This is a genomic window from Cupriavidus sp. IDO, assembly GCF_000812465.1.
Taxonomy (GTDB): Bacteria; Pseudomonadota; Gammaproteobacteria; order Burkholderiales; family Burkholderiaceae; genus Cupriavidus.
The window spans coordinates 106,073-116,654 of record NZ_JWMA01000035.1; the positions used below are offsets into that span (position 1 = coordinate 106,073).

Sequence of the window (10,582 nt, forward strand, 5' to 3'; positions counted from 1 at the left end):
ATGGCCGATCAGCCAAAAGTAAAGGCGTAGGCTTGCACGCCGGGGTCGAGGAATTCGATCGCGAACGTGCGGTCGCGGATGTCGCCGATACGGGCAGGATGCACGGGCTCAGGATCGTGCATCCTGCCAAGGTAGGCAAGAATCAGAAGTAACATGGTGATTCAACCCTTCACGCAACGGTGCGGAACGTCATGGCCACGCCGTTCATGCAGTAGCGCAGGCCGGTCGGCTTCGGGCCATCGTCAAATACATGGCCCAGGTGGCCACCGCAGCGGCTGCAATGCACCGCGGTGCGCCGCATGCCGAACGAGCGGTCGTCCGTGGTGCCCACGGCATTGGCCAGTGGCGCCCAGAAGCTCGGCCAGCCGGTGCCGCTGTCGAACTTCGTATCCGACGAGAACAGGTCGAGCTGACAACCGGCACACGAAAAGATGCCCTTGCGATGCTCGTCGTTGAGCGGGCTGCTGAACGGCGGTTCGGTGCCTTCGTGGCGCAGCACCGCATACTGGGCCGAGGTCAGTTTCTTGCGCCATTCGGCGTCCGTCAGCGTGACTTCGAAGGTTCCGGGAGCTTTGGACATGGCTTTGCCGCTTTCGCGCGCCTGCGCAGTGTTGGTGGCCAGCAGTCGCCAGCCGCCCATGGCGGCGAGCGCCCCGGTCACCATGCCACCCGACAGAAAGAAGCGTCTGGTAATGCACATGATGGACTCCGATCCGATGGCTGATGACAGCATGGTACGTGGCGGAACGTGTCGAAATCCTCGCCAAACCTTAAACAAATCGTGATAACTGGCCCGCCGGATTTCTGCAAAATAGAGCCAATCTCCGGGTCATGACACCGCCATGGAACAACCCAAACGCATCTTGCTGGTGGAGGACGACGTCGGCATTGCCAACGTCCTGGTCATGCATCTGCGCGATGAGCGCTTTGAGGTCGTGCACAGCGCGGACGGGGCCGAAGGATTGCGGCTGCTCGAGCAGGGCGGTTGGGATGCCCTGGTGCTGGACCTGATGCTGCCAGGCGTCGACGGCCTGGAGATCTGCCGCCGTGCGCGCGCGATGACGCGCTACACGCCCATTATCATCACCAGCGCTCGTTCCAGCGAGGTCCATCGCATCCTCGGACTCGAGCTCGGGGCGGACGACTACCTGGCCAAGCCGTTTTCGGTCCTGGAGCTGGTGGCACGCGTCAAGGCACTGCTGCGCCGCGTCGAGGCGACGGCGCGCGACGTGCGCGCGGATGCCGGCAGCCTCGATCTGGCAGGCCTGACCATTGATCCGCTAGCGCGCGAGGCAACGGTCGACGGCAAGCGGCTTGACCTCACGCCGCGCGAGTTCGATCTGCTGTATTTCTTTGCACGCCACGCCGGCAAGGTGTTCTCGCGCATGGACCTGCTCAATGCGGTCTGGGGCTACCAGCACGAAGGCTATGAGCACACGGTGAACACCCATATCAACCGGCTGCGCGCCAAGATCGAGGCCAATCCCGCGCAGCCCAGGCGCATCCTGACCGTCTGGCGCCGCGGCTATCGCTTCGTCGCGGATCCCCAGTCCGGCGAGGCTGACGACATGGGAGCGACATCGTGAATCTCTCGCTGACCCAGCGGCTGGCTGCCGTCTTTGCCGTGTTGCTGCTGGCGTGCTGCGGCGCATCGGCGTGGTTGCAGGTGCGCGCCAATGCGATGCACGAGAAAGAGGTCATCCAGGATCTCTCGCGCGGGCTGGCCGCGTACATCGCACGCAATGCCTTGGCCGAGGATCAGAGTGCGCTCGAGCCCCAGGTGCTGCGCAGGCTATTCGGCCAGTTGATGGTGGTGAACCCGAGTGTCGAGGTCTATCTGCTGGACGATCAGGGGCGCATCCGTGGCCATGACGCACCGGCCGGGCACCTCATGCGTGAGCGTGTCAATCTGGCGCCCGTGAAGAAGCTGATCGCTGGCGGGGCGTTGCCGATCCTTGGTGACGATCCGCGCAGCGCCTCGGGCCGCAAGGTGTTCAGCGCCGCGCCGTTGCGGCAGGGTGGCTACATCTACGTGGTGCTGCAGGGCGAGACGCTTGACAGGCTGGCCGCGCAGGCCACGCGGGATTCGGTCCTGCATACCACGCTATGGTCGATGGCACTGGTTGCCACGCTCGGCCTGATCGCCGGACTGTTCGCGTTTGCCTTGATCACGCGGCCGCTGCGGCGCCTGACGCTGCAGATAGGGCAGTTCGATTCGGGCGATGTGAGCAATGATAGTTCCGAGAAACCGCCGGAGCCATCGTCACGCGACGAGATTGCCGCGCTGGAATCCGCGTTCCGCCAGATGGCCGAGCGCATCGAGACGCAGTGGCGCGCGCTCAAGCGGCAGGACCAGGAACGGCGCGAGATGGTGGCCAATATCTCGCACGATCTGCGCACGCCGCTGACCTCACTGCATGGCTATCTGGAAACGCTGTCGCTGAAATCCGACAAGCTCAGCGCCGAGGAACGCCAGCGCTATCTGGCCATCGCGCTCGCGCAGAGCGCGAAGGTCGGCGGCCTTGCGCAATCACTGTTCGAACTTGCGCGCCTCGAACATGGCATGGTGCAGGCGATGCCGGAGGATTTCTCAATCGTCGACCTGACGCAGGACGTACTCGAGAAGTTCGCGCTACCGGCCGAGGCCAAGCATCTGCAATTGCGTGCTGGCGTGCCGCCGGCCTTGCCCGCGGTCAGCGCCGATCTCGGCATGATCGAGCGCGTGCTGACTAATCTGCTCGACAACGCGATCCGCCATACACCGGCCGGCGGTACGGTTGAAGTCGACCTGTCCACCGTGGACGGGAAGGTGGCGGTGACGGTTAGCGATACCGGCCCCGGCATCCCACCGGCCCTGCGCGAATCGCTCTTTCAGCGTCCGTTCCCCTCAGGTGGCGCGCACCGTGGCGGCGGGCTCGGGCTGCTGATCGTGCAGCGCATGCTGCAACTCAACGGCAGTCAGGTGCGCCTGGTGGACAGCCCGGCGGGGACTACGCTTTGCTTCGCCTTGCCAGCCGCCGGACGGGTAAAGCGGCAGGCGGCATCCGTGGTCAAGGCAGTGTGAAGCGTTCATGGCTTGTCCTGACGCAAGCCATCGGCCCGCCGGCCAGGAACACTGACGCTCGCTGAGATCACGCGCCATTGGCCACGCTGGCCACGCGATGGCGCCCGCCGCAGGTGTGGCTGGGGTGCCCCAGGTGAATCACTGCCCGAGGGCTTTCGACAGCGTCGCCGCCTCTGCCACCAGCAAGCGGGTGAACTCGGACACCCTGTCTTCCGACATGCGCACCCCCGGGCCGAAGATGCATATCGAGCCCGCGACGCGATCCGCGCCGTTGAAGAACGGCGCCGCCAATGCAACCGCACCTTCGATCAGTTCATTGCGGCTGACCGCGTAACCTCGCTGGCGAATGGCGGCCAGTTCGGCGGGATCGACCGGGGCATCGAGTGCATCCACAGCACCACCGTCCATATGCGCGAGGATTGCGCGCCCGCTGGCGCCCAGGGCCAGCTTCTCCCGATACCCCAGGCCGCGACGGAAGCTCAGGGGCTGCACGCTCTCGATCTCTGCCACGCACACGCGGTACGCGCCCTCCGGTACGAAAAGGGCCACGGTTTCTCCCGTCGCCTCCCACAGGCGACGCAGCGGGGCCTGCGCGATATCGGCAATGCGATGGCTCGCCGCCCACACGTAGGTCAATCGCGCCACGGAACTCCCCAGCCGGAAGCGCTGCGGCTCCCCGAACGACACCAGAAAGCCGTTGTGCTCGAGCGTATTGAGCAGGCGGTACAGGGTCGGCCGGCTCAGGTCGACCCGCTTGAGCAGGTCCGCCACCGTCAGGGCGTCGTCACCCGGGCGGAATGCGAGAAGGATGTCCAACGAGAACCAGGCCAGTTGTGGATCTCGCCGAAGTGCTGCCCGGCCTGCCGACGTGGTGGGTTCCCGAATCGCTTGCCGGTTACGGCTTTGCACTGTGCTGCGGGCTTATTGGTGTGTGGGCGATTCACACGGGCCGTATGTATCATCGCCTGCTGGGACATTGATTCCTGTGCTGGCAGAGAGGAGGCGCTGTTTTGCATCAGAAGCACGAGTATTCGATGATTGGGCACAGCCGGGCCGTCATTGGGCGATGGCTTGGCGTCTTCGCTGGCGTGGCCGCCGGTGCGGTCACGAGCATTGCGGGGTCCGCCCTCGTCGCGCAGGTCATGGGATGGGCGGGTCTTCGTGAACATCCCATTTCCATACCGCTGACTGCCACCACGTTCTACGTACTGGGGCACTTTTTCTTCGACCGCTGGATATGGAAGATTTCGTGGGTGCACAAGGTTCTCGGCATCCCGGACCTCAACGGCACGTGGCAATGCGCGGGAAAGACGCTTGACCCGGCTACGAGCGAGCCAACTTATGACTGGTCTGCAAAGGTCGTCATCACCCAGACTTGGGAAAAGATCAAGGTTCATCTGGAAACGGATAACTCACGCTCGCACAGCGTCGCCGCTTCGATTGTGAAAAACGATGGCGTAGGGTTCATCCTTATGTATAGCTACCGGAATGAACCCAAGTTAGGTGACCCAGAGCTGAAGGGACACATCGGATACTGTGAACTCCATATCGAGACCTCGCAGTCGAGCGCGGAAGGCATGTACTTCAATAACCAAGGCCGCCTCACGTACGGCCGCATGAAACTAACAAAGGAAGCAGCGTGAGCAAGAAAGACTACAAATCGCGTATCACCAAACTGCGAGACCGCCGGCAGGGAAGCCCTTCCTTCACCTTTGATTCAGCGGCAGGTGCGGCGCCGATCGTCGAATCATATGAGCAGCGCACCCGTTCCGAAAGCTTGAAATACGGGCTGGGGGCGATGCAGGAGGTTGACGCCACCTACACCCACATCAGTGGCAAGACCGGAGAGCGTGTGAAGAATCAACTCGTCGCTGGTTTGGAGCGAAGAGGCGAAGTAGCAGATATTCGTTTCCAGGGCTCGTTGCCGCTCAACATTCATATTCGGCGGTACAGCGATGTTGACCTCCTCGTGCTGCCCGGGTCATTCCTAATCTACGACTGTATCGGACCGCTGGCGACGACCTATTGTCCGAGTCCGTTGGACCGGGTAGAGGTCGTTAAGAAGCTGCGGGGCGACTGCTACGACATCCTGTCGAGCGCGTTTCGCGAAGTGAATATCGACAATTCCGGGGCAAAGTGCATTGCACTGTCTGGGGGCTCGTTGGCCAGGAAAGTCGATGTCGTTCCTGCCCTGTGGTATGACACCGTGGAGTATCAGCGAACGCGCGCCATTGAGGACCGACGCGTTGAGATTCTAGACTTGCCCAAGGGGATCCTGGACGGCAACTTCCCGTTCAGGTACATGGCCAGGATTGAGCAAAAGGACCGCGATACGATTGGGGGCGCAAGGAAGGCCATTCGCTTGCTCAAGACCCTCAAGTACGATGCTGAGACGCCGGTCGAGTTGTCGAGCTTCGATATTGCGTCAATCGTATGGAACATGCCTGACGTTTCCCTGCGCTATCCGGGGTATCTCGAGACCGCGATCATTGTTGGCGCTCTTAACTACCTCTCCCTCCTGGTCGCAGACCGAACGCTGGCTGAGTCGCTGTATGTAGCAGATGGCACGCGCAAGATTATCCGCTCCACTAAGGATTTCGAGGGGCTGAAGGCGCTTCGCGATGAACTCGTCGACCTGACGGAGTCGATAGCCAGCGAGCTCAAGCCGCTCGACCACAACGCTGTCCAGAATTCCAAGCAGATCCTCGTGGAAAGCCAGATCTACTAAGAGGGCCTAACAAAATGACTTCCTGAGGTGACGCCAGCAGATGATGCAACAGGCGATTTTCAGGAAGGCTTCGTGGATGGTGGCGAGGCGCTCGAAGCGCACGCGCAATCTCTTGAAGTTGTGCAGCCAAGCAATTGTTCGTTCTACAACCCAACGGGTTTTGCCAAGACCACTGCCATGCGGTTCACCGCGACGGGCGATCTCGGTGGCGATGCCGGCGGCGTGAAGGGGCTTGCGATACTTGTCGTGGTCGTACCCGCGATCACCCTGGACGATGCAGGGCTTGGACAATGGACGGCCGCGTTTGCCGCGGATAGGCGGAATCGCCTCCACCAGCGGCAGCAGTTGGGTGACGTCGTTGCGATTGGCGCCGGTCAGTATCAGCGCCAGCGGAATGCCTTGGGCCTCCGTCAGGAGGTGATGCTTTGAACCGGGTCGCGCGCGATCGGTGGGGTTGGGTCCTGTTTTTGACCCGACCCCACAGCACGAATGGAAGAGGAATCGACGATGACACGTGACCAATCGATGCGGTCGGCCGCCCGCAGCTTGGCCAACAGCACCTCGTGCAGGCGATCCCAAACACCGGCCTTCTGCCAGGCGTGCAGTCGTCGCCAGCAACTCATCCCGGAGCCGCAGCCCATTTCCTTGGGCAGCATCTCCCAAGGAATGCCGGACTGCAGGACGAAGAGAATGCCGGTGAGCACGGCCCGATCGTCCAGCGGCTTGCGCCCGGGATAGCGCGCGCGCCGAGCTTTTGGTGGCGGCAGTAGTGGCTGGATGAGTGCCCACAGTTCGTCGTCGAGTATTAGTTTGGCCATGTCCTTTGCGCTGACGAAACAACGCAAAGGTTAACAAAGATCACTTGAAGTTAACAGCCCTGTAGATTCATTTTGTTAGGGCTTCTAAGGCCATTCATGTCGGAACGCGGGAGTGGCCATGCGGCCTTTGCCAAGGCCGGGGTCTCGACCTGTTTGTCGGGGAAGAACCGGACCGACGGGGCGGCCATATTGTTTCGATACACCTTTGATGGAGAACAGAATGACAGCTAACAAGTGGCCGCGCAACTTGTACACAGGAGTAGGAGGCGGCATGTACACGGGCGTCGGGGGCGGTCTTTACACTGGCGTTCGGGGAGGTGCGTACACGGGAGTCGGCGGTGGTCTCTACACAGGTGTTGGTGGTGGTGTTTACACCGGCGTCGGCGGTGGTCTCTACACGGGTGTCGGTGGTGGTCTTTACACCGGTGTGGGCGGCGGCCTCTACACCGGCGTTGGGGGAGGGCTCTATACCGGAGTTGGCGGCGGGCTCTACACTGGTCCTGGCGGTGGGATGTATACCGGCCCGGATGCTCAACCGTACATAAGCAACATTCCGCCATGGCCACACTTTGTTATGGAGCTGGAGCGCAGAGGGCTGGTGGCCCAGGCTCAATTGATTCGGCGCCATCTGCCGCGGCAGTATTGGCCGGAGAACTTCTTCGTCAGGTGAGACAAAAAACTCGGACTCGCGCGTGAGATTGCGCAGGTCAACCCTCGAGCGCTGCATGACCTGATTCGCGCTGTTCTTCGACTAATTCAATCCGAGTACTTGCTGGATGTCGCAGAGTTGGGTCGCGATCCTTATCCATCAATCGACGTTGACAAGTTCTTCTCGCCCATTGTCAGTCATCGCTTGTATCTGCCAGATGGGTCCACTTGGCGCGGCAAGGAGGTCGAGACTGACCGCATCCGCTTGGGTCTGGCCCGGGATATCGTCCTTCTCTGCGCGTGGAATATGCAACGTTACGTCGGCGCTTTAGCCTGCATCGGTAAAGAAAAGTTTGATGACAGGGATACGACATGGCGCCAAGACTATAACCACGGAGTTACGCTCTGGTTGCCATGGGGCATCGGCTTTGTTACCGGCGGCAATCATTCCATCACGGCCGGCATCCTGGCAGGAGAGGGCGAGAAGCAGGGCAGCCAGGGCAGCTGTCCTCCTGGTTGCCCCGGCTTGCGGCCGGCCCGGGAGGACCTTTGGGTGCGTGAATCTGAGTCCCGTGAGCTTCGACGGCTTGATGTCGTACTTGCAGACTGGGGCGGGAGCGCAGGTTGCCCGGGTGCCGTTGGTAGCAGGCTTTCTTGAGCCGCCTTTACCGATGCGATGGCCTTGCGGATTGCCTCCGAGCGTGGCTGAGCCTCAACCTTCGCCCATAGTGAATCGAAGTCCGGTGCTTGAATGTCCGGCATCTCGTGCATCGCAGACAGGTTGTTGTTGCGCAGCGCCGCGATGGCCGGTTCGATGACCGAAAAGAAATCACGCGAGACGCGACGGAACCGTCATACATAGCTACCCACTGAGCGCAAACGAAGAGTTTGATGGCAAGGTCCGGGATGCCTTGGCTCAGGTCGTACATGCAATGCCGCAGGGTATCCGTCAGCAGAACCCATGTTGACCTCGGAATGCTGCTCCGGCAGGTTATTGGTGTTGTGGGGGCGTCAGAGGCTATGGCATCACGGCTGACGATCTGATGTCAGAACTGATAGCCACGGTCCCGCCAGTACTGCCAATCAGCAATGGCCTGCTGCGTCATCTCGTCGCTCTCCAGTGGCACGAGTTGCGCTAGTGGTACAGCAAGCTTGCGCTTGTTCCATCGTATCCACACAAAGGCTTCAGACTCGCAGACGTCCTCCGGCGCCATTGCGATCACCTGAACCCGGTCGCCGGGGGTGAGCGGCGAGGTTGGCAATCGCTTGCGAACCTCAGCTTCAAACGGGACGGTGAGTTGCTCCTCGAGGTAGTAATACCATGCCATCGACCGCTCCTCTGAACTGTAAGCGTCGACGACTATCTCCATCGTGATTCGGTGTTCACGATCTGGATCGGACTTGGGTCTAGGCATTCTTATTGTGCGAATGGCAAAGCATACTCAGAGATCGACGACCTTGCGCAGTAGCGCGAAGGAGACACGCCAGTGACCTTCGTTCGGGTCGCACTGAATGGAGGCGGTCTTCTGGTTGAGGCGCACGATGGTGCCGATGCGTTCGCGCAGGTGCTGATCGGTGAAGCTGACAGTATCGCCGACGAGGAAGTCCGCACGCTGCGCCCGCGGTGGCGGTGGCGGTGGCGGTGAAGCGTGCGGCCGTTGCTGCGCGGCGGTAGTGGGCTCGGCGAGCACGGCGGCGTAGGGCAAGCTCCAGTGTCGGCCACTGGCGATGTCCTGGACCACAGCCTGCGTCTGGCGCAACTCGAGGATGCGCCCTTGGCGCAGCGGCTGAGTGAGGTCGTCGGCGACGTAGCCGACAGTCATGCCAATATGCAGGTGCCTGCGGACCTCGAGGATACGCTTGGGATCATTGATCATCCGCCCGATAGTCAGATACAGGCGGTAAAGGTCGGCACTCGGGGCTAGGCGCAGGGCGTCAAGGATGTCCATGACGCGCAGTTTACCGGTTAGCGCGCCAACGGCAGCAGTTCCTGAACCTGGCTGATCGGGTGGGCGGGTAGCCGCTGCAGCGTGTCCTTGAGCCAGGCATAGGGTTCGATGCCGTTCAGGCTGCAGGTGCCAAGCAGCGAATACATCGTGGCCGCGGCACGCCCGCCGCGCGGCGATCCCGCGAACAGCCAGCTCGCCCTCCCGAGGGCAATCGGGCGAATCGCGCGCTCGAGGCGGTTGTTATCGGGCTCCAGGATGCCGCTCTCGGTGTAGCGCACCAGCGCCGGCCAGTGTCGCAGCGCGTAGCCAAAGGCCTGCGCCAGCGGCTGCCTGGCCAGCAGGCCATGGGCGTTACCCTGCAGCCACTGGTGGAATCGCGCCAGCAGCGCCACGGCCTCGGCCTGGCGCACCGCCAGCTTGTGCTCCGGTGACCTGTCCTTGATGTCGGCTTCGATGGCATACAGCTTGGCGATCCACGCCAATGCCTGCGCGGCCAGCCCTGGCGTCTTCTGGGCCTTGGCGATCTCGAAGAAGCGTCGGCGGCAATGCGCCCAGCATCCGACCTCGATGATCCGGCCGGTACGGTAAAGCGCATCGTGGCCGCTGTAGGCATCCGCCTGCAGGTAGCCATGATAGTCGCGCAGGAAGTTCAGGGGATGGGCGCCGGCGCGGGATTCGGCGAACTCGAACAGCACCGCTGGCGGGTGGTCGACCCATAAGCCGTTCTCCTGCCGCTGCCCGGCCCCGAGGTAGCCCCATAGATGGGCCTGCCGCGTGGTGGCGCGCCCGCGCTCGAGTAGTGGCAGCGTGGTGTCGTCCAGATGCAGGCGCGGCGCCTGCAGGACGTGGTTGCGCAAGGCGGCAGCAGCGTTGCCAGCAGCTCGGCAGAAGCCAGCTTCCATTCGCACAGAGTGGCCCTCGGCAGGTGCACGCCCAGGCGCGCATAGCGCGTCTCCTGCCGATTGATCGGCAGGTGGTCCACGAAGGTGTCGACCTGAATGCTTGCCAGCAGCCCTGCGCTGGCGTTGCTCTTGGGCAGCGGCGAGGGCTGCGCGGCGGCGGTCACGATGGTGGACTCGCCGTCCTTCGTGGCCACATACTTGAAGCGGATGTGCTCGATTACGCTGAGCCGGGCCGGCTCATAATGCAGCGTCTCGCTGCGCTCCTCGCCGATGCGCTCCAGGGTATCGAAGGCTGCCTTCTGCGCCTCGGACAGGTCGTATTCGATGCGCGTGCGCGGCAGGTCCTTGGGCAAGGCCGGGCGGCCCTTGCGGGTGTGGCACGCCACCTTGACCTGCGGCGCCGCCGGCGGCGATGGTAGGTCCAGCGGCTGCGCAAAGAGTTCGGCCTGCCCCGGCAGGCGCTCGGAGCTGGC

General features: G+C 62.4%; 12 protein-coding genes and 2 pseudogenes. 6 read left to right on the forward strand and 8 right to left on the reverse strand.

The window, feature by feature from the left end:
• Positions 1–8: 8 nt before the first annotated feature.
• Together RM96_RS40845 and msrB are read right to left on the reverse strand one after the other, a co-directional pair.
• Positions 9–86: pseudogene (locus RM96_RS40845) on the reverse strand (hypothetical protein); the annotation flags it as partial.
• 83 nt (positions 87–169) lie between these two features.
• Complete coding sequence (gene msrB / locus RM96_RS12185; RefSeq protein ID WP_039010785.1) at positions 170–700, reverse strand: peptide-methionine (R)-S-oxide reductase MsrB; 531 nt, start codon at positions 698–700, stop codon at positions 170–172.
• Between the two features lie 142 nt (positions 701–842).
• Here msrB and RM96_RS12190 point away from each other — a divergent pair, with 142 nt between their 5' ends.
• Both RM96_RS12190 and RM96_RS12195 read left to right on the forward strand, forming a co-directional pair.
• Complete coding sequence (locus RM96_RS12190; protein ID WP_039010786.1) at positions 843–1,586, forward strand: response regulator transcription factor; 744 nt, start codon at positions 843–845, stop codon at positions 1,584–1,586.
• Positions 1,583–3,064, forward strand: coding sequence for a sensor histidine kinase (locus RM96_RS12195; protein WP_039010788.1), 1,482 nt, complete (start codon positions 1,583–1,585; stop codon positions 3,062–3,064). The genes RM96_RS12190 and RM96_RS12195 overlap by 4 nt, the downstream gene beginning before the upstream one ends.
• 138 nt (positions 3,065–3,202) lie before the next feature.
• Here the strand turns inward: RM96_RS12195 and RM96_RS12200 are convergent, their stop codons facing one another.
• Complete coding sequence (locus RM96_RS12200; protein ID WP_238587240.1) at positions 3,203–3,880, reverse strand: IclR family transcriptional regulator; 678 nt, start codon at positions 3,878–3,880, stop codon at positions 3,203–3,205.
• Between the two features lie 194 nt (positions 3,881–4,074).
• On the opposite strand from RM96_RS12200, the gene RM96_RS12205 reads away from it, so the two are divergent.
• On the forward strand, positions 4,075–4,707 hold the full coding sequence (locus tag RM96_RS12205) for a hypothetical protein (RefSeq protein WP_052279474.1): 633 nt from the start codon (positions 4,075–4,077) through the stop codon (positions 4,705–4,707).
• On the forward strand, positions 4,704–5,792 hold the full coding sequence (locus tag RM96_RS12210; RefSeq protein ID WP_052279475.1) for a hypothetical protein: 1,089 nt from the start codon (positions 4,704–4,706) through the stop codon (positions 5,790–5,792). Before RM96_RS12205 ends, RM96_RS12210 begins: the two co-directional genes overlap by 4 nt.
• A gap of 6 nt (positions 5,793–5,798) precedes the next feature.
• Here RM96_RS12210 and RM96_RS37040 read toward each other — a convergent pair.
• Positions 5,799–6,610 (reverse strand): IS5 family transposase gene (locus RM96_RS37040; protein WP_152624095.1). Its coding sequence is split into 2 segments (ribosomal slippage): positions 5,799–6,262 and positions 6,262–6,610, totalling 813 coding nucleotides; the frame shifts between segments, so codons are not numbered across the junction.
• A 220-nt stretch (positions 6,611–6,830) separates the two neighbouring features.
• On the opposite strand from RM96_RS37040, the gene RM96_RS12225 reads away from it, so the two are divergent.
• Positions 6,831–7,280 (forward strand): hypothetical protein, encoded by a 450-nt coding sequence (locus RM96_RS12225; protein WP_039010791.1) that lies wholly within the window; start codon positions 6,831–6,833, stop codon positions 7,278–7,280.
• Between the two features lie 51 nt (positions 7,281–7,331).
• Positions 7,332–7,916 carry a DUF6710 family protein gene (locus RM96_RS38585; protein WP_338011412.1) on the forward strand — a complete coding sequence of 195 codons (585 nt, stop codon included), beginning with the start codon at positions 7,332–7,334 and terminating at the stop codon, positions 7,914–7,916.
• Between the two features lie 388 nt (positions 7,917–8,304).
• Here the strand turns inward: RM96_RS38585 and RM96_RS12230 are convergent, their stop codons facing one another.
• The 4 genes and pseudogenes from RM96_RS12230 to tnpC form a co-directional block, all read right to left on the reverse strand.
• A complete protein-coding gene (locus RM96_RS12230) occupies positions 8,305–8,673 on the reverse strand; it encodes a calcium-binding protein (protein WP_039010792.1) in 369 nt (122 codons plus the stop codon).
• 27 nt (positions 8,674–8,700) lie between these two features.
• Entirely contained in the window at positions 8,701–9,207 is a 507-nt protein-coding gene (locus RM96_RS12235) for a hypothetical protein (RefSeq protein ID WP_039010793.1), read from the reverse strand.
• 17 nt (positions 9,208–9,224) lie between these two features.
• Entirely contained in the window at positions 9,225–9,353 is a 129-nt protein-coding gene (locus tag RM96_RS40850; protein WP_443112252.1) for a transposase domain-containing protein, read from the reverse strand.
• Positions 9,336–10,495: pseudogene (gene tnpC, locus RM96_RS40855) on the reverse strand (IS66 family transposase); the annotation flags it as partial. The pseudogene tnpC and the gene RM96_RS40850, both read right to left, overlap by 18 nt.
• Positions 10,496–10,582: the final 87 nt, after the last annotated feature.

Coding starts and splice junctions, on each gene's coding strand:
- RM96_RS40850 (WP_443112252.1), bottom strand. CDS start 9,353: ATGTATTCGCTGCTTGGCACCTGCAGCCTGAACGGCATCGAACCCTAT.
- RM96_RS12230 (WP_039010792.1), bottom strand. CDS start 8,673: ATGCCTAGACCCAAGTCCGATCCAGATCGTGAACACCGAATCACGATG.
- RM96_RS12235 (WP_039010793.1), bottom strand. CDS start 9,207: ATGGACATCCTTGACGCCCTGCGCCTAGCCCCGAGTGCCGACCTTTAC.
- msrB (WP_039010785.1), bottom strand. CDS start 700: ATGTGCATTACCAGACGCTTCTTTCTGTCGGGTGGCATGGTGACCGGG.
- RM96_RS12190 (WP_039010786.1), top strand. CDS start 843: ATGGAACAACCCAAACGCATCTTGCTGGTGGAGGACGACGTCGGCATT.
- RM96_RS12225 (WP_039010791.1), top strand. CDS start 6,831: ATGACAGCTAACAAGTGGCCGCGCAACTTGTACACAGGAGTAGGAGGC.